We start from the raw sequence: 19552 nt of genomic DNA, 5'->3' as shown, positions 1-19552 counted from the left end.
ATATATTTCAGTGATTTAAAAATTGCAGGTGGCACGTAATTACCCCTAAAGTGGTATGTAAAATTTTTGTTATATTTATATAAATGAGCGTTTGTGGTGCAACTTTCTGCAAGATGGTGCAAAAATTAAGTTTCTATCGTGGTTAATTTCTATTTTTCTCATTTCTGATAGGTTTGTGTTTATTAAGTTCTTGTTTTTATTGTTAAATATTTCTTGCTTGTTGATTGCTATGAAGTGGCGTGTTATTTGCTTATTTTCAGTTATTACAATTATGGATAATTGAGCGAGAAACGGATGACCGATTCAAACAGCGGCTGGATAAAATCGACCTGTGCTTATTGTGGTGTAGGGTGTGGAATAGAAGCGAGACCGACATCGTTAGGAAAACTAGAAGTGCGTGGTGATAAAGATCATCCATCAAACTATGGAAAGCTATGCACTAAAGGGATTGCGCTCGGCGACACCGTCACGCCTTTAGGTCGTCTTACACAGCCTGCTCATATTCAGAATGAGCAAAAACAAGAGCTAGATTGGAACAGTGCCACTCAGTTGGTCGCAGACAAATTCAATCAAACCATCGAAGAATTTGGGGCCGATTCCGTTGCGTTCTATGTATCTGGTCAGCTGCTTACCGAAGACTATTATGTTGCCAATAAACTGATGAAAGGCTTCATTGGTAGTGGCAACATCGACAGTAACTCTAGGTTGTGTATGGCTTCAACCGTGGTCGGGCATAAGCGAGCATTTGGCGCAGACACAGTACCGGTTTGCTACGAAGATCTCGAGCAAGCCGAACTCGTCGTGATTACAGGTTCCAACTTAGCATGGTGTCACCCGGTACTTTTCCAAAGATTAAGAGCCGCGAAACAAGCCAACCCTGCATTGAAAGTCATCGTCATAGACCCGCGTTATACCGACACTTGTGAAATCGCAGACATTCACTTGGCATTGGAATCAGGCTCAGACGTCGCATTGTTCAATGGTTTATTGGGTTACCTCGATGATAACGACAAGCTAGATGCAGACTACATAGAAAACCACACCCAAGGCTTTACTGAATCGATTCGATCTGCGACTCACTACCGTTATACAGAGTCAGGTTATACCGAATCAGGCTGGGGCGACAAAAGTGTTCCTGAGCTTACAGGGTTAACAGAGCAGCAGCTAAAACAGTTCTACAGCTTGTTTGCATCGAACGAGAAGGTGCTGACCATTTACTCCCAAGGTGTGAACCAATCGACACAAGGGTGTGACAAGGTGAATGCCATTATCAACTGCCATTTAGCGACCGGGAAAATCGGTAAACCGGGCATGGGGCCATTCTCAGTAACAGGTCAGCCGAACGCAATGGGCGGGCGAGAGGTGGGCGGGTTAGCCAATACCTTAGCGGCGCATTTTGAATTTGGTGATCCGCAATCACACAAAACGGTGAGTGAGTTCTGGCAAACCGACAGCTTAGCCACACATGCGGGCTTAAAAGCGATTGACCTGTTTGATGCCATGAATGAAGGCAAAATCAAAGCGGTGTGGATTATGGCAACCAACCCAGTTGTGAGCCTGCCTGACAGTGAAAAGATCAAAGCGGCATTAGAGAAGTGCCCATTTGTGGTGGTGTCGGACTGCATTGCCGATACTGAAACCACTCGCTTGGCCGATGTGGTGCTTCCCGCGCAAGGGTGGAGCGAGAAGTCGGGCACCGTGACTAACTCTGAACGCCGAATCTCACGCCAACGCCGTGTATTACCAAGCCCAGGGGAAGCCAAACCCGATTGGTGGATTCTAAAAGAAGTCGCACAAAAAATGGGATTCAAAGAGCAATTTGAGTTCCGTCACGAAGGTGAGATCTTCAAAGAGTATTGCGAGATGACAGCGCTCGGCAATGAAACGGGCAAAGCGCGTGATTTGTGCTTAATTGGATTAACCAAACTGGATGAAAAAGGCTATGGCGAACTCACTCCACAGCAATGGCCAGTGTTAGAGTATCAACCAGAGATCATTGAGCAACGCATGTTCACCAATGGTGAGTTCTTTACCGAATCAGGCAAAGCGCAGTTTATTGCAGTTGAGCACGACAAACCGATTGCCGATACCAGCCTTGAATTCCCACTTATCATGAACACAGGCCGAATCAGAGACCAATGGCACACCATGAGCCGCACAGGTTTGGCGGCAGGCTTAGGTGAACACACCCCAGAACCGTTTGTCGCCATCCACCCAGATACCGTTTCAGAACTGAACTTGGATGAGTTTGGGCTAGATGCTTTCAACCACGCGACTATTAACCCTGTGGTGAAAGTGCGCAGCGCACAAGGGGAGTGCCAAGCGCGCTTAGTGGTGACCAAAGAGATGCGCCGTGAACAAGTCTTCATGCCTATCCATTGGAACGCACCGACTGCCAAAGACAGTAAGCCGTGTGACCTGATCCTACCTCATACCGATGCCGCATCAGGTCAGCCAGAATTCAAACACACCCCAGTGGTGGTTGAACCGTGTGGCTATCGCAGCGAAGCCGCACTGGTCAGTGATAAGGTGATGGATTGCAGCGGTTTTGATTACTGGGTGCGCCAAAGAGTGGAGGGCGGTTTTCTGTATCGCATCTCATCATCTAAGAACCCAATGGAGCTGGTGATTCAACTTGCCAACACCCTCGATGCCTTACCAGAACCTAACGCGGAGGCAATCAAATCACTCCATTACCACGGCAACAAATCATTCAAGAACTATGGCTCTGCGAAGCTAGGTCAGTCTGGTGTAAAGCAAGCCTTCGTGGTGAACAGTAAGCTAGACCATCAAAGCATTGAATGGCTAGTGGAGTGCCTAACAAGAGAAGCCGATGAAGAGTTCGAAGCCGAGTTTTTGAGTACTATGGCGAAGTAGTTACTTCCTCTTACTTATCCATACCTACAGCGTAAACGCCGACAATCATGTCGGCGTTTTTGTTTGAGAATACAACTTCCAAGATACAACCTTCATAGCCTGAACTGCGGTTTACTCACATATTGGGGAGTTTTCTGCATTTTGCCGGAACTATATGGAAAATTTCTGCTTTTCGTCATGTTTGATACAAAGATAAGTAGGTAAGATGATGTTATTAAATGAGTTATTAGACTAAGTGCAGCGAGTCTTGGAAACTAGACAGAATTGTTTCAGGGACAAAATGCAGAATTATTCTGTCTAATATAGCTGTTAGTTGCTTCGAGGAAATAGGTTAATCATGATTCTTTATAAATATATGTCATTTCAGTCTGCTTCGAAGGTAATGAAGAATAGCTCAATAGGCTTTTCTTGTTTAGAAGACCTTAATGATCCATTTGAAGGAACAGCTATCTGTTTTGAAGAATCAGATACATTGAGTCGTAAGCCACAGAAAAATCCACACCGCGAGCGCCTAAGTCGTAATTATGGGGTGTTGTCTCTTACGCGCAACCCGTTAAATCCTCTGATGTGGTCACATTATGGTGATGACCATAGAGGTGTCGTTATTGGCATTGATATGAGTAAGGCCAATTTGCTAGATGAAAGCTCATGTGTAATTCCTGCCCAATATGGTGAGATAGTTTACACATCAACCATGCCACAAAATATGCTCCCGACCTCAAGTGCTGAGTCACTAATGTCTGTAGGTACAGAATATAAGTGTTTCAGACATCATAATTACGATCTGTTTAAGAACGCATTTCTCATGAAAGATCTAACATGGGGGTACGAAGAGGAGGTGAGAGTTGTAAAAAGTATTAATGGCTCTCAGAAATCTCGTTACTCAGCATGTGAGTTTGTGAATGAAGCAGGAAAATGGAGTCAATTAACAATTATGGGGCGTCCACTGTATTGCTTATCAATTCCCAAAGAATCAATAGTTGAAGCATATTTAGGTTGCTCTACCTACAGCAATGTTACCCGTTTGGGTATGAGTGAAGATGATTACTTTAATATCCGCAAAGCTTGGCAATCAAGTGGTGTAAATGTTCAATTAGTACGTCGCAAGGAAGGCACTTGGAACTTAGAAGTTTCTGACCACAAAATTTAGAACGCAACTAACAAACGTTTAAGAATCAACCCAACCAAAGAGGGCGCCAATAACGGCGCCCTTTGTATTAGTTGGCAACGCTGTAAGTGTCGTAGTCGCGCAGTAAGAAGAGTGCGACACAGGCTGCGAGCATTGGCCAAGAGGCGAAGAATAGAAGGTTATTGAACGGGTCCATGTATTTTCCAAAAGAGGCGAAAGTTGAGCCTGCATGCAAGACCAAAATGGCTCCGTAGGTGTACTTTTTCCACATGCCTACAACGAATGCGCCTAAAAATCCGAGCTGCGCGACACCCAGAGCCATCATCGCATTGTTCGAGATGTCGATGCCGTAAAAGCCAGACAGTACTTTTGTCGCGTGCTCAGGGACAAGGATCTTATCCAAGCCCCAGAATAAGAAGACGATAAAAATGCCGATTCTCAGCAGTAGTAGGCTAGTCGCCAGTTTGGTTTGAAGTGTCTTTTCCATGATATCCCTTGTGATGCATTCAATGATGCGATGATTTAAATGTTCATCAAAGGAGACCCATAGCCTTCGCATTTTCTTTCGTTGTTTTTTAGTGCCTTATGTAACAAGGAATGTCTGATTAACCTTTGCTTATATAATATGTCATTTTTTTGATGTGGTATCATTCACGCAGTTAACTGTTAATGGATATATAACGTGAAAAAATACCTACTATTATCGCTTTCGGTTTTAATTTTGGCTGGTTGTGGAGCCCCTCGTTACACTGGGAGCGCGATTCCAGAACCTACGACTGAAGTTGATGTTGTTATCGTTAAAGACGCTGAAACACGTGAAGGGTTTTTAAATACTATGGAAACGTGGCTGCAAGATAACGATTATACCTACACCGTCGTACCTGATAAGTCGAAGCACGATCTTGATAAGCTGACATTGGAGTATGAAGGCCATTGGAGCTGGGACTTAGCGTTGTTCTTAAAGCAAGCGGAGATCAATGCTTATCAGAACGGACAAAGAGTAGGTGAAGTAGAATTTAAAGTCCCATACACGGCTAACCCAAACAAATTTGGTAATGCAGCTAAGCGTATTGGTTTTATGATGGATACGGTATTTGGTAAGAAAACTGCTGAAGAAGCAACGAAAGCAGCTAATTCATCAGATTCAAAAGCGACGAACTAGTCTAATTAGTTTACTAACTTATACCTTTGTTCGCTTTCTATTTTTCTTTAAGCTCTGCTCGAATAGACGAATAGACGAATAGACGAATAGACGAATAGACGAATAGACGAATAGACGAAGATGTGAAGCCGTCGCTTTAAAGCTGCGGCTTCGCATCTTTTCATATTAATTAAAACTCTTGTCTGAAGTAATTTTTGCTAAACCAGCAATCAACTTCCAAAGCGTGTAGATCGCGGCAACAAGAAGAACAACATAGCCAATAACAAAAACGGCTGTTAGAGCGCCAATGATAGTAAGCACAATCGAAACAAAGAATGTTTTGGTGATGTTGTCGTAGTGATCCGCAAAGACAGTCCCTTGAGCATCGGACTTTTTAACGATGCCCCAAATACCACCTGCAAGAAAACTAATACCAGTAAAGAAGCCTAATAGCATTAACGCATACGCGATGATGGCATGAGTTTTTGCATTTTTGTCCTTCTCTGAGAGCCCCGTATTAATTACTTCAGTATTTTCCATGTGATTGATTCCTAGGTTAATTTAATCACGCACATGATACGGTATTATCTTGTTGATGGTCACGAATTAGTTGCTTGTTGCATATGTTACATGCTGCGTTGTGATGTGTTTGGTATTGTGTGTAGAGTGTATGTCTCACTGGGTCTTTGTTGATAAAAAAGACATTAACGAAAAGATTGATTGGAACAAAAATCACGCTGATAGCATGCTAGCGATTACGAGTAGTCATAAAACCAACCAAAACACGCGTCGATAATTTAAGTCACAAATATGGTAAAAGCCTGCCTGGGTGTAAGAGTGGGGAAACGTACCGTAAGCTAAAGTGACGCGTTGTACTAAGCATTATTCTGAACTGTATCTTCAGCGCTTATCCCATCGAACCTGTTTAAAGCTGCTCACATTTTGGTGTTGAAAAGGATGATTCCTCAACGTTATCGGACTCAAAATGCTGCTGCCTGAGTAAGCTGACAGTCAGGTTTATCGGCATCGGCTTATAAAAATAGAAGCCTTGGATATAGTCGACACCGAGCTTAGATAAGATTTTCACTTGGGATTCATACTCGACACCTTCGACGATGACTTGCATGCCTAAGGAGCGTGATAGTTGAAGCATGGACTCTAGCAAAGGGAGACCAAAGCTGGATTCGTCGGATATGTTTTTCACAAACACGCGATCGATTTTGAGAATGCTGAACGGGAACTGTCTTACGAAATCTAACCCTGCGTAGCCTGTACCAAAATCATCAATCGCGACTCTGACGCCCCTGTTCGATAGCTTGGTTAGGTTGTCTCTAATTTTGACCATGTCGGCATCAGAACATTCACCATATTCGGTTACTTCAAAAACCACCTGCTTGAGGATCTCAGGGTGTCTTTTAAAGATGCTGATCACTTTGTTAGAGAAGTTACTGTTAGACACTACGTTGCGGCTGATGTTGACGCTGATGTACTTTGAGTCGAACACATCTTGATTGCTTTTCAACGTCATTAATACTTTGCGCAGCACGAAGTAGGTGAGCTCCTCAATTAAGCCTAAGCTTTCAGCAAGCGGAATGAAAATAGCCGGGGAGACGTTACCTTCAATTGGGTCGTTCCATCGTAATAGTGACTCACAGCCGACGATCTCATTGGTGTTTTGGTTAACGATAGGCTGCATGTGAACATGAAGGTGTTGGTTTTTTAGCGCACTTGAAAGCGAATATTCTAAGCTGCGTTGGCTCTGCTTTTTATGCTTGATGGAAAGGAGAATAATGGTGGTGATTCCGGCCATCAAAAAGCCAAACCATAAATAACTCAACATGAAGTGAAGATAAAACTGATACCCAATGTATGAGGTGATGGTCAATGGGTAGGTGTTTGATTGTATCCGCACCTTGGCGATTGATGAGTCAATATCGGTAGGGTGGATATCTCTTTTGATCACTTCAACTTTAGCCTGTATTCCATGGTTGCTCAGGTTTGATTCAACAAGGTCATAGATGAAGTGTGGCGGAATCATCAGGCTCACTCCGGCATCTTCTTTGTTCGAGAAAATGAGCATGATGGACTGAACTTGTGTGATGGCCGAGTTGGAATACGACAGGGTCGCTAAATTCGGGTCGTCATTGAGCCGCTGCCTGATGGTGCTGTATAGGCGAAATGAAACGTCACCATCGGTGGTTGAACAGTAAAATCGGTTCTCTTTATTGAATACCGCTGCTTCTTTTACCCAATCGGCTTCAAAAACGTTTTGTCGAAGCTGTCTAACGATCGCGTCGCATGACTGTTCAGGTCTAACTTCAGATAAAAAACGGTCGAACCTTGATTGGATCCCTTCTAACCTGGTTTCGACTAACCTTGATGTGTCTTCGGTTAATGTTTGGTAGTGATGCGGTGTAAAAGGAATGAGCATTGCCATGGAAAAAAAGAAAGAAATGGCAAAGTAAAATGAAGTCTTGGCAATGTTTTGGTACTTGATATCCATAGTTGGAGAAGCGTTACCGATTTATGTGAGCATTCGATTTAATTTATAAAGTTAACGATTACGTAGCAATATAAATAATTAATATTGTGAATGCAGGCACAAATTATTGATATAAATAATATGTTTTCTAGTTTTACCAGCAAAATCTGAGCGTTATCTCATTTATTTGAGTTGGCGAGGCGTCATTTTTGATGATTTATGCGGATAATAAATGCTTATATCCTGATAAATTTTATTGTTATTTGCTCTGGCTGAATGAGCTAAATATTGAGCCACGTTTAAATAAATAAAGTCACGACACGATTCGTTTTGGTGGTGGCAGCATAAAGGATGATTATGACAAAACTGATATCGGCACTCATAGCGGTGTGCTTCTCATTCTCTGCGTTGGCCTACGAAGGTGTTGTTGATTGCGAGAATGCGATGAATACCATCGAGATCAATCACTGTGCGGCAATTGAGTTGGAATCTGCACAAGCGGAACTGGATAAATACCTTGCAGCCAGCTTTGAGCACAATGCTTATGATGCTGAGCTGGTGGCGTCAATTAAGAAGGCTCAGGAGAGCTGGCAGGCGTACATGACAGCACATTGTGATTCTGTGTACACCCAATGGCGTGAAGGTTCTATTCGAGGGGGTATGGCGCTTTCCTGCAAGATGACGTTAACCAAGCAGCGCACGCATGAGGTGTGGGTGAATTTCTTAACCTATATGGACAGCACGCCTCCCGTTTTACCAGAGCCTTAATTAGCGCCGTAGGCAGGTTTAAAATACGTACAGGACTGTGCACCTGCTTCAACCTTTGGCGGGCGAATAAGAAAGCGATAGGGGATTGGCCTACTCTGTCGTTCTTAGTTCTTAGTCTCCAGCTTGAAGCATTACAGCTTTAAGTATTACCTAGTAAGGAATCGATTTTGAATAATGTCAGTATCACGCTTATTCAGCTTGAAGTTGAATACAAAAACAAACAAAAGAATATAGATTCGGTCTCTGATCTTTTGCAAGCGGAGCCGTCAGTTGGCGATATTACTTTACTGCCTGAACTGTTCACTACTGGGTATATTTTTAATGAGGCTGAAGAAATTCATGAATTGGCTGAAGACTTCGCCGACAGCAGTACTATTGATTCATTAACGCAGCTTGCAGCGAAGCATCACACCTTGATTGTTGCTGGTATTGCCGAGAAAGATAGCGGCCAATATTACAACAGCGTCGTGGTTGTGGATGCTTCCGGTTTACGACACAAATATAGAAAAATCAGTCAAACCAAATTCGATAAGCAGTATTTCTCGAGAGGGGAGGAACGCCTCTCGTTTGAGCACAAAGGCTTAAAGTTTGGTGTCGCGATTTGCTTTGATATTTGGTTCCCGGAGATCATGAGAGGGTATCAGTCGGTCGACGTTATTCTTCACCCTGCCAACTTCGGTGGGCATCATAGTTTTGCCATTGCTCAAGCGAGAGCCTTGGAGGAAGGGTGTCACATGGTTACTTGTAATCGCGTCGGGCAAGATGTGGTTAATGCGTTTACCGCGACTTATTGTGGTGGAAGCCGAGCCTACTCACCCAAAGGGGAGTTAGTGACTAAACTTAACGACAAGCAATCGGTAGAAACCGTGAGTATTCAAGATCCCTCGATTGCGCCACAATACAATGGCATTGATGTTGAAGATGAGATGCGGCAAATCACCTCTCTCTTAAACCGCTAAACCGTTAGACCGTTAGACCGTTAAATCGCTAGAACAGAGACTAGCTCGATATAAGATCGAAAAACGCAAGGTGATTAAGCCTTGCGTTTTAGTTTGGGAACGAAGCGTTCTTAAGCTTGATCGTTCATTTGATTCAGATGCTCGACTGAATGAGCATTTTTCATCCGCTGAGCTTGATGGATATTGACCATAAGGCGATTGAGCAGTTTTTGCAGTCGTTCAATATCCGGCAATTGTTGATTTTTTGCTTCGACTTCTAGCTCTAGTGCTTGCTTAGAAAGCATGTTAAGACCTAAGTTCAGCGACATGCCTTTAATGGAGTGCAGAGTACGACAAAGTGGCTCTAATTCTTTCGCTAAATAGTATTCAATGACGCGATCTACTGACTGTTCGAACTCAATAATGGTTGAGTCGATGAGTAAGCTGAACCCTTCCGTGTCATCTTTCAGTATTTGTATCACTTCTGAATGGCTGATCTCTTCTTCCGTTAACCTTAACGTTTCAATAGGCTTACGATGAAGCTCGACAATGTTTTCATTCTCACTCGAACCTTCGGCTGCGGTTTGTTTCGGTAATCGACTTGAGAACTGTTGTAGGGCGTCGAAGAAACTCTCTTGCTGCAGAGGCTTGGTCAGAATATGGTCGACACCCGCCTGAATAAAGTTGTCATGCGCCTCACGGAATACATCGGCCGTGTAAGCGAATATCAAGGTATCGAGTTTCAGTTTTTCACGAATGTAATTTGTTGTCTCGACCCCGTTCATTTCAGGCATATGATTGTCCATCAAGATAAGGTCATATTGAGTGGTTTTGAGGCGTTCAATCGCCAATTTCCCGTTCTCCGCATGCTCAACATGATGGCCGAGTTTTTCACAGAAGCCTTGTGCAACAATGGCATTAATACGGTTATCTTCCACCAACAGGATGCTTAACGAGTCAAAGCTGAGAGTTTCTGAATCGACTGTATGGGTCGCGATGTCTTTCGCTTTGCTTTCTTGCCATGTGATAGGCAGAGAGACTTGGAATTTTGTGCCAAGCCCGACAGCACTGGTTAATGTGATTTCTCCGTTCATGAGGTTGACTAGGTTCTTGACGATTGCGAGACCAAGCCCTGTTCCGCCATACTTTCTTGTTGTCGAAGTGTCGGCTTGTTCGAATGAATTGAATACCTGTTCGTGCTTATCTTTCGGGATACCAACCCCGGTGTCTGTCACCGTGAGGATCAGCTGGTTGTTGGGGCGGTTGAGGTCAGCTTGAATGGACACATGACCTTCTTTGGTGAATTTGGTCGCATTGCCGCCCAAGTTGAACATGATTTGGCGTAGCCTTGCACAGTCTCCGACGAGTTGGATGTTTTTCGGTATGTTATTTTCGATCAACAGGCGAATGCCTTTTTCATCGGCTAAGGGTTTTAGAGCGCTGCATACCGGCTGCATGACTTGAACAAAATTAAAGGGTGCCACATCTAGCTCAAGCTTGTTTTCTTCGACTTTTGAGAAGTCCAGAATATCGTTGAGTATCGTCATCAAGTGGTGACCAGAATCGAGAATGATGTTGATGTTCTCTTTTGTTTCGGGTTCTTGGGTCTGGCTTGCAATGATTTGAGATATTCCAAGAACCCCGTTCATTGGTGTTCTGATCTCGTGGCTCATGGTAGACAGAAAATCGCCTTTGGCTTTAACAGCGGCTTCTGCTTTGGTTCGTTCTGCTATTAGCTCCTGATTTTTCGCTCGCATTTCATTGTCGTTTTTTACCAGGTTTGTTGCCATTGTTTGAAAGCTATGGCTGAGGTGAGCTACTTCGTCTTGAGCGTTAATGTTTGAGGAAAGTTTGAGGGTCGATGCCCCTTCTTTTAAATGGCCAGCAGCAACTTGGTTTGCGGCTGCGAGCAGTATGTCTATTCTTCTTTTTATGCGGCTTGAAGACCAAGCGGCTACAACCAGCGAAATGAATACTGAAAACAGGGTACCGACAACCAGTACGTAAGTGGTTTGGTTGGCGGAGTTAACGGACTTATCGACTCTGACTCTGATAATTTGCTGTTCAATATCGATAAATTGAGCGATCTCTTTACGGATCTTATCGATCAGTTGTTTTCCGGTCTGTTGTTGAGTGAGGTAGACGACACTTTGCATGTCCGCTTCACCTTTATTGACGAGGTTGCGTTGCATGATCTCTTTTTCGCCCGACTCCTTTAGCCATGTCTTATGAATATCATCGATTCGTTTGAGGCGTTCAACTTGATGGGGGGTGTCACTCACTTGAGTTGATAGGCTTTGCATTTTTTGACGCCAAACATCCAGTGCCAGATGATAGGGCTCTAAAAATACGGGATCGCCAGTGATTAGGTAGCCGCGTTGTCCGGTTTCCATATCCACGATTAGGTTGAGTAGCTCTTGAGCTCGGGCTATGGCTTTTTGAGTGTGAACAACCCAATGGTTATCTTTCACAATAGATTGGGTGTTTTCATACACAGAGAAAGAGACGATGACCATCAAAGTGATAGGAATTAAAAAGCTGACTAATAGCTTTTTTTGTAGGGATATATTGTCAAACCAACCCGCGATCATACAACTACGCTCTCCATGCCGTTGTTATTTAATATTAGTGTAGATGATCATTAGTTGTTAAGTGCGTGAATAGTTGCTGAGTGCGTAAATACATACTTTAGCGTGTAAGTTTCGCATATTAACGGCATTTTAGGGGCGATTAAGCGGCGTTATTATGTTTCAAAGACAAAAAAGCTAGCTCAATAAGCTAGCTTTCAACGGTGTGGTGAGTGTGGCGAGTATTAAAGCGCTTTTACGCTGCTTCGTTCAACAAGAGTAGGTTCAAGTTCAACGACTTGTGGATAAGCATCTGGAGTTTGTAATCTGCTCAAAAGCGTATCCACTGCGGTTTTACCTAAACGATGTTTTGGCTGGTGGACAGTGCTTAACGCGGGTGTCATGTACTTCGACAGGTGGATGTCATCGTAGCCAATGATAGACAGATCATTCGGAATCGATGTGCCATCTTGCGCCGCAGCGTGAATCACGCCCATCGCCATCATATCGTTACTGACGAACAAGGCAGATGGCATTTCGCCACGAGTTTTCAGTGTCTGATAAGAGTCAAAACCACCGTCACATTCAAAGTTTGATTCAACAATCCACTTAGGGTTGATCTCTAAATTGGCTTCTTCCATTGCTTGCTTGAAGCCTTGATAACGAGACGAAGCTTGATTGCGGTGCAGTGGGCCAGTGATACAACCAATTTGAGAATGACCGTTATCTATCAAGTGCTTAGTTGCCATGTAGCCACCTTGGTGCGAGTTGTCTTGGATCTTATCGCTCGCAAACAACATAGGGCCCCAATCCATGACTACAACAGGCAGTTCTGGGTAGCGCTCGAATACATCGATATGTTCGCCTTCAAGGGTAGAACACATTAGCATCAGGCCATCGACTCGCTTTTGCAGCAAGGTATCGATAGAGGATTTCATGCGTTCGCTATCGCCTTCGGTGTTACACAAGATAAGGTTGTAGCCTTTTTCGTAGCAACGACGTTCCACACCTTTTACCACTTCGCCAAAGAATGGGTTGGTGGATGTGGTCACTAGCATTCCCAAGGTTTTGGTTTGCTTCATTTTCAAGCTGCGAGCCAATGCAGAAGGCGCATAGTTGAGTTCTTTAGCCGCACTGTTAACACGCTCAGCAATCTCTTCACTGACAAAGCGTGATTTGTTGATCACGTGGCTCACGGTAGAAGTCGAAACCTTTGCGAGCCGTGCGATGTCTTTCATTGTTGCCATAAAAAATCCTTGTGGGAATAACCTTCCACGTTGGGCGATATTCTGCCTGAAAACAGGGGCTTATTCTTGTTATTTGTTGTTACCGAATTTGAAGGCTAACATCCGTTAACCACGGTTTAGCTCAGAAGTTAGGCCTTCAAATAGGTATCAAACTAAGCAGACAGTTGCTATGCCAAAAACGCATCGGTTTCAGCACGGCTTGGAATCGACGTTTGAGCACCAAAGCGTGTCACAGAGATAGCAGCTGCAGCATGAGCAAATTTAATCGCACGCTCAAGTGGCATATCTTCAAGCAAGCCTGTCACCAACGCGCCGTTAAAGGTGTCACCTGCGGCAGTTGTATCTGTTGCTTCAACACGGAAACCTGCGATTAATTCACCTTCGCTGGCTTCATTGCCTTGACCGCGTTGACTCACCCACACGCCTTTCGCGCCTAGCGTGATCATTACCGTTTCTATGCCTTTAGCATGCAGAGCCAACGCAGCCTGATGAGCAGACGCGTTGTCCGTCACGGTAATGCCTGTCAGCACTTCTGCTTCAGTTTCGTTCGGTGTAATCACGTCAACACAAGCAAGCAGTGAATCCGATAATGGACGAGCAGGAGCCGGGTTTAGAATGACTTGCGTGCCACTCTCTTTTGCTACTTTCGCAGCGTATTCAATGCCTTCAATTGGCGTTTCAAGCTGAGTCAGCAAGTATTTAGCGCCGCGAATCTTCTCTAGATGTGGTTCGATTTGGTCGCAAGTCAGCTTGTCATTAGCTTCTGCAGAAAGACAGATGCTGTTTTCACCCGTTGCGGATACTTGGATCATCGCGATGCCAGTTGGCGTGTTGTCTGCCACGATAACACCGTCGATGTTGATGCCGTCTTTAGCGAAGTCTTGACGAATGTTGATGCCGAATGGGTCGTCACCGACACAGGCGATGAAGCCGATATCTGCGTTTAATCGCGCAGCAGCGACTGCTTGGTTTGCGCCTTTACCGCCAGGGATGACCTGATAGTTACCGCCAATCAAGGTTTCACCCGGACGAGGGAACGAAGGAACTTGCAGTACGTGGTCAGCGTTAACGCTACCTAAAACAATCAGTTGAGTCATGATACGAGCCTTATGATATATCGTATTTGAAAATGCATGGGTCTTTCTCATGGTGTTAAGTGCGCTCTCTTTTGTGAGCGGAATGAGAAACAGCGATGCACTGTCGGGGTTTGCTTTTGTTTGAGTCAGCGAGCCAATCAAAGCAGGGAGATAGGGAACTCCCTGCTTTATATCGCGTTACCTAGTAACGATTACTTAGCGATGATTTTTAGAGGTACTGGTACGTACTCGTCTACTGTTTCGCCTTTCAGTACTTTGTCTGCCATTTCGATACCTAGAGAACCGATTAGGTCAGGTTGTTGTGCAACTGTAGCGCCTAGTAGGCCGCGGTTAACAGCAGCGATGCCGTCGTCTGTGCCATCAAAGCCAACGATCATCACTTCTTTACCTGACGCTTGAACTGCGCGAAGTGCACCTAGTGCCATTTCATCGTTTTGAGCAAATACTGCTTGTACATCTGGGTTAGCAGCAAGCAAGTTTTCCATTACGTTCAGACCTTTAGTACGGTCGAAATCAGCAGGTTGGCTTGCAAGAAGCTCAAGGTCGCTGCCGTTTACTGCATTCATGAAGCCTTCACCACGTTCACGAGCTGCAGAAGTACCAGCAATACCTTCAAGTTGGATTACTTTCGCTTTTTCGCCCACTTTTTCCATGATGAAGTGACCTGCCATTTCACCACCGATTACGTTATCAGAAGCGATGTGGCTTACTACGTCACCACGGCTTGCACCACGGTCTAGTGTTAGTACTGGGATGTTTGAACGGTTAGCCATGCGAATTGCGTTAGACACGGCGTCTGAATCTGTTGGGTTGATCAGGATTGCCTTAACACCACGAATGGTTAGATCTTCAATGTTCGACAGCTCTTTGCTTGGGTCGTTTTGAGAATCCAGAACGATAAGCTTGTAGCCTAGCTCTTCAGCTTTCGCTTCTGCGCCATCTTTCATGGTTACAAAGAATGGGTTGTTCAATGTAGACAGAACGATTGCCATTGTATCTTGCGCCTGTGCAGACACAGATACTGTTGTAGAAAGAAGAGCAGCAGAAATAAGAGTCGCTAATTTTTTCATGGTGTAAGTCCTTTGTGTAGGGGGAGCTAAGAGGTGAGTCCTAGCTCGTTGTTACATTATTTATAGATTCTAATATTTTAAGGTAAAACAGGGTGTTACTTGTATTGACCTAGAGTGTGAATAGGTTTTATTTGTTTTTGTTGTCGACCAATACTGCCAGAAGAATAACCACTGCTTTTGCAATCATCTGGTAGTAAGAAGATACGTCTAGTAGGTTTAGGGCGTTGTTTAGGAAGCCGATAATCAGAGCACCAATCAATGTGCCCATGATACGGCCACGACCGCCAGCTAAGCTTGTCCCGCCAAGAACTACGGCTGCGATAGCGTCTAGCTCATAACCCATACCTGCGGTTGGTTGAGCAGATGACAAACGCGATGCCACGATGATGCCTGCCACTGCAGCTAGCAGACCACAGATTGCGTAAACACCGATTTTTACTTTGTCTACGTCGATGCCTGATAGGCGAGTTGCTGATTCGTTGCCACCCAGTGCGTAAACGTAGCGACCAAAGCGTGTGTGGTTAAGTAGGTACCATACTGCTGCGAATACCACGACCATGATCCATACTGGAACCGGTACACCCATTGCGTAGCCAGTACCGAACCAAGCGAATGCGTCTGCTGTGTCTGTGAAGCCTGTTGAAATAGGACGACCATCTGTGTAAACCATCGTTACGCCGCGAAGTAGTGTCATGGTGACAAGCGTTGCGATGAAGGCTTGAACCTTACCCTTAGCGATAATCACACCACTAATCGCACCTAATGCTGCACCTGCTACAAGAGCGGTTGGTACTGCGATCATCACAGGGATTTCCATGCCAATCATGCTGGCTGCGAACGCACCACAAAGCGCCAGTACAGAACCAACACTCAAGTCGATACCCGCGGTTAAGATAACCAGCGTCATACCTACAGCGATAATTGCGTTAACCGAGGTTTGGCGCAGAATGTTTAGGATGTTGTCGACAGTAAAGAAGTTCGGGTTTAAGAAAGAAACGACAACAATCAGGAAGAGCAAAGCAATCAATGACTTTTGATCAATCAGCCACTCTTTGCTGATTAACGGTTTTTTCTTTGGAGCTTCAGTTGTTTTGCTCATGGTTTTAGTACTCATGCTGCGTCCTCGTTGATCTTTTTACCGACCGCACACGCCAGTAATAATTCTTGGTTTGCTTCTTTAGCATCAAATTCACCGCTTACACGGCCTTCATGCATCACCATGATGCGGTCACTCATTCCTAACACTTCTGGCATTTCAGATGAGACTAAAATGATGCTCATGCCGTCGGCTTTAAATTTATTAATGAGTTGGTAAATCTCTTTCTTAGCACCGACATCGACACCGCGCGTTGGCTCGTCGAGAATCAGTACTTTTGGTTTGGTCATCAAGCCCTTAGCGATAGCCACTTTCTGTTGGTTACCACCAGAAAGGTTGCCAATAATCTGTTCGCGCGTCGGGGTTTTGATGTTGAATAGCTTGATGAAGTCATCTACTGCAATCACTTCGTCTTTATGTTGGATTTGACCGCTCTTTGTTAGTAGGTCAAGTGAACATAACGACATGTTTTCTTTAACAGAAAGCCCTAGAACTAAGCCATCGCCTTTACGGTCTTCAGAGATGTAAGCAATGCCATTGGCCAAGCCGTCTTTCGGGCTTACAGGGTTGATGGTTTTATTTTCTAGGTTGATGACGCCGCGTTCACTTGGAAGGGCACCGTAAATCACTTTCATCAGTTCAGTTCGGCCAGCACCCATTAGGCCAGATACACCCAGGATTTCACCGCGTTTTAGCGTAAAGCTCACATCGTGAACACCAGAACCCGTCAGGCCAATCACTTCAAGACAAGTTTCACCATGGCTCTGGCCGATACGTGGATATTGTTCGTCTAACTTACGACCAACCATCATTTCGATTAGGCCATCTTCGTCGGTGTCTTTTACTTCACACTGACCAATGAACTTACCGTCACGCAGCACGGTGATGTCATCACAAATCTCGAAGATCTCTTTCAAACGGTGAGAGATGTAAACAATGCCACAGCCTTCATCGCGCAATTCGTTAATCACCTTAAACAGAGATTCAGTTTCGGTATCGGTTAGCGCATCGGTTGGTTCATCCATGATGATGACTTTAGATTCAAACGATAGGGCTTTCGCAATCTCTACCATTTGCTGCTCACCAAGGCTCAACTGACCTAGAGGCGTTTTCGAGCTGTGTTTCACGTTAAGGCGTTTAAGTAGCTTGTCTGCTTCTTGGTACATCTCGTTCCACAAGATACGACCCATGGTGCCCGTGATTTCACGACCTAAGAAGATGTTCTCGGCGATGGTCAATTCAGGGATTAGATTCAGCTCTTGGTGAATGATGCTAATGCCTGCTTGTTGAGAATCACGTGGCCCTTTAAATGCAGCAGGTTTTCCTTGGTAGGCAATAGTGCCGCCGTCCAAGTGGTAGATGCCTGTCAGCACTTTCATAAGCGTTGATTTACCCGCACCGTTTTCACCCATTAACGCCATTACGCGTCCTGGATAAACGTTGAGGCTTGCCTTATCCAGTGCTTTCACACCAGGGAAGGCTTTCTCAATTGAGCTAAGTTCTAAAATGGCTTGAGTCATGTCGGTTCCTTTACTCGGGGCCAGTTGTATTTGATTGTTCTGTCTATGTATTGTTTTGGTTCAGTGATGTCACTGAGCTGTCGTTGCGTTTTGCTTGAGCTAAAAGGTTACGCCAGCTTGGAAAATAACATTTGCGTATGGTGTGCACTCACCGGTGCGAATTACCGCGCGGCTTTCATGCGTACGCTGTTTGAATTCTTCATGAGTGATGTAAGTAATAGAAAGCGATTTGCCACAACGCGCTTCTTCTGTCTTGATTAAATCAATCAGCGCAGCGTGGTGCTCTGGGCTTACTTTCGCAAACTCTTCTGCAATCACAACACCTTCGATTTGAGATTCATCCAGCATGGTTTTTACCGTTTGCTGAAAGCTTGGGACACCGTGAGTTAAAGCAAGATCAATACGAGTTACGTGGTCTGGAATTGGTAAGCCCGCGTCACAAATCGTGATTTCATCTGTGTGGCCAAGAGTCGCCACTAGGTAAGAGAGTTCAGAGTTTATTAGAGTACTTTTTTTCATATCACGACCTATCGAAAAATAACGCTTGATGGGTTGAGAACAACTCAAGAAAAGCCATCGAAACGTTTCGATAGTGATAATAGTGTCTGATTTATCATTTGCACGTTTGATTGTTTTAGAGTGTGATAATGATCATCGAAACGTTTCGATGGGGCGTTTTTTGGTGATCTTAGTCACCGCCATTGATTGCATAAATCCTTTTACGTGGGTTCAATCGATAGCGCATATTCGAACTTACTAATGGTAATGATCTGGACGTTGGATGCTCTTAATCGCGCGAACACATTGCATAGGTTATAGACTACGTTTGCAAGAACATGTGGTGACGAGAGTTGTCCGTCCCAACACACATCAACAATATGCTCTCTTGAAATCGGTCTTCCCACATTTTCCAATAACAAGCAGAGCACTGCTAATAGGCGAGGGCGCAAAGTGATTTTGTTTCCTTGCTGGTTGGTAATCGTTCGAGCGTCGATATCAATGATTAAGCCGTTGAAGTCTATTGTGTGGTTCATCGTGTTTTCTGTTCGTCTTATTCTAAATTGTGGAGATTGAGCAAATTGGCCTGCTGTTGGAGCGGGTAATTATTTAAGTGTGCTAATGGTCGAAGTGGGCGGGTTAACTGACACGATCAGTGAGCCTATTACTTTTAAAGCCGAAGACAATACTTACCGATTAATTGCTGGTTACAAATTTAACCGTATTGTATCGGTTGAAGCTCAATACACAGATTTTGGTGATATAGCCCTGAAAACGAAATCTGGTAATAAGGTTTTCACTTGGACACCTCAAATCTTTTCGGTAACGGCGAACCTCGGTTACACGTTTGATAATGGCTCTCGCCCGTCAGGAGATGGTTTTGATGATTCGGGAGATGGCATCCGTATGGGTGTTGGTGTTGAATACACGCCACCTACAATGTCTTCGTTGAGCTTTCGCTTAGCATACGAAGCCGATGCTTTTGATATCGAAGATTACGAAAACGGACACAAGACAGAAGATACTGTTGTTCTGGACTCTTTCTACTTAGGCGCAATGTACACATTCTAAGTTTCACACTTTGCTAAACGGTAAATCGGTTTCTAAATGGGGCGTCGGTTG

At 44.5% G+C, this 19552-nt stretch carries 16 protein-coding genes and 1 pseudogene; 6 read left to right on the top strand and 11 right to left on the bottom strand.

What is annotated here, in order from left to right:
• Positions 1-279 precede the first annotated feature (279 nt).
• Both AB4507_RS03020 and AB4507_RS03015 read left to right on the top strand, forming a co-directional pair.
• Positions 280-2877: a molybdopterin oxidoreductase family protein gene (locus tag AB4507_RS03020; RefSeq protein WP_372170871.1), complete on the top strand. Its 2598-nt coding sequence runs from the start codon at positions 280-282 to the stop codon at positions 2875-2877.
• Between the two features lie 337 nt (positions 2878-3214).
• The gene (locus AB4507_RS03015; RefSeq protein WP_372105136.1) at positions 3215-4027 is read left to right on the top strand and encodes a DUF2971 domain-containing protein; all 813 of its coding nucleotides are present in this window, start codon (positions 3215-3217) and stop codon (positions 4025-4027) included.
• 67 nt (positions 4028-4094) lie between these two features.
• Here AB4507_RS03015 and AB4507_RS03010 read toward each other — a convergent pair whose 3' ends face one another.
• Positions 4095-4493: a hypothetical protein gene (locus tag AB4507_RS03010; RefSeq protein ID WP_136974402.1), complete on the bottom strand. Its 399-nt coding sequence runs from the start codon at positions 4491-4493 to the stop codon at positions 4095-4097.
• 195 nt (positions 4494-4688) lie between these two features.
• Between AB4507_RS03010 and AB4507_RS03005 the strand changes: the two genes are divergently transcribed.
• A complete protein-coding gene (locus AB4507_RS03005; RefSeq protein WP_017068825.1) occupies positions 4689-5168 on the top strand; it encodes an Sbal_3080 family lipoprotein in 480 nt (159 codons plus the stop codon).
• A 165-nt stretch (positions 5169-5333) separates the two neighbouring features.
• On the opposite strand, the gene AB4507_RS03000 is transcribed toward AB4507_RS03005, so the two are convergent.
• Complete coding sequence (locus AB4507_RS03000) at positions 5334-5687, bottom strand: membrane protein (RefSeq protein ID WP_017068500.1); 354 nt, start codon at positions 5685-5687, stop codon at positions 5334-5336.
• Between the two features lie 385 nt (positions 5688-6072).
• Positions 6073-7650: an EAL domain-containing protein gene (locus AB4507_RS02995; RefSeq protein ID WP_372105138.1), complete on the bottom strand. Its 1578-nt coding sequence runs from the start codon at positions 7648-7650 to the stop codon at positions 6073-6075.
• 336 nt (positions 7651-7986) lie between these two features.
• On the opposite strand from AB4507_RS02995, the gene AB4507_RS02990 reads away from it, so the two are divergent.
• Entirely contained in the window at positions 7987-8397 is a 411-nt protein-coding gene (locus AB4507_RS02990; protein ID WP_372105140.1) for a lysozyme inhibitor LprI family protein, read from the top strand.
• 167 nt (positions 8398-8564) lie between these two features.
• Positions 8565-9356, top strand: coding sequence for a carbon-nitrogen hydrolase family protein (locus tag AB4507_RS02985; protein WP_372105142.1), 792 nt, complete (start codon positions 8565-8567; stop codon positions 9354-9356).
• A gap of 110 nt (positions 9357-9466) precedes the next feature.
• Here AB4507_RS02985 and AB4507_RS02980 read toward each other — a convergent pair whose 3' ends face one another.
• The 8 genes from AB4507_RS02980 to AB4507_RS02945 all read right to left on the bottom strand — a co-directional run bounded on the left by AB4507_RS02980 (position 9467) and on the right by AB4507_RS02945 (position 18966).
• On the bottom strand, positions 9467-11926 hold the full coding sequence (locus tag AB4507_RS02980) for a CHASE3 domain-containing protein (protein WP_372105144.1): 2460 nt from the start codon (positions 11924-11926) through the stop codon (positions 9467-9469).
• 221 nt (positions 11927-12147) lie between these two features.
• Complete coding sequence (locus tag AB4507_RS02975) at positions 12148-13149, bottom strand: substrate-binding domain-containing protein (protein WP_017071159.1); 1002 nt, start codon at positions 13147-13149, stop codon at positions 12148-12150.
• A 167-nt stretch (positions 13150-13316) separates the two neighbouring features.
• Positions 13317-14246 (bottom strand): ribokinase, encoded by a 930-nt coding sequence (gene rbsK, locus AB4507_RS02970; RefSeq protein ID WP_372182211.1) that lies wholly within the window; start codon positions 14244-14246, stop codon positions 13317-13319.
• Positions 14247-14437: 191 nt separating this feature from the next.
• Complete coding sequence (gene rbsB / locus AB4507_RS02965; RefSeq protein ID WP_017060856.1) at positions 14438-15316, bottom strand: ribose ABC transporter substrate-binding protein RbsB; 879 nt, start codon at positions 15314-15316, stop codon at positions 14438-14440.
• Between the two features lie 127 nt (positions 15317-15443).
• Positions 15444-16430, bottom strand: a complete 987-nt coding sequence (rbsC, locus tag AB4507_RS02960; protein WP_017060855.1) for a ribose ABC transporter permease — start codon at positions 16428-16430, stop codon at positions 15444-15446.
• A complete protein-coding gene (gene rbsA / locus AB4507_RS02955) occupies positions 16427-17932 on the bottom strand; it encodes a ribose ABC transporter ATP-binding protein RbsA (protein ID WP_009844906.1) in 1506 nt (501 codons plus the stop codon). Before rbsA ends, rbsC begins: the two co-directional genes overlap by 4 nt.
• 99 nt (positions 17933-18031) lie before the next feature.
• Positions 18032-18451, bottom strand: coding sequence for a D-ribose pyranase (gene rbsD, locus AB4507_RS02950; RefSeq protein ID WP_017060853.1), 420 nt, complete (start codon positions 18449-18451; stop codon positions 18032-18034).
• A gap of 200 nt (positions 18452-18651) precedes the next feature.
• Positions 18652-18966, bottom strand: a complete 315-nt coding sequence (locus AB4507_RS02945) for a transcriptional regulator (protein WP_372182210.1) — start codon at positions 18964-18966, stop codon at positions 18652-18654.
• A 64-nt stretch (positions 18967-19030) separates the two neighbouring features.
• Here AB4507_RS02945 and AB4507_RS02940 point away from each other — a divergent pair.
• Positions 19031-19501 (top strand): annotated as a pseudogene (locus AB4507_RS02940) (porin family protein); the annotation flags it as partial.
• Positions 19502-19552 lie beyond the last annotated feature (51 nt).

The sequence above is a fragment of the Vibrio sp. 10N.222.54.A3 genome (genome assembly GCF_041474095.1).
Taxonomy (GTDB): Bacteria; Pseudomonadota; Gammaproteobacteria; order Enterobacterales; family Vibrionaceae; genus Vibrio; species Vibrio crassostreae_C.
Note: the sequence above shows the minus strand (reverse complement) of the source record. Positions and strands in the feature narration are given on the sequence as shown.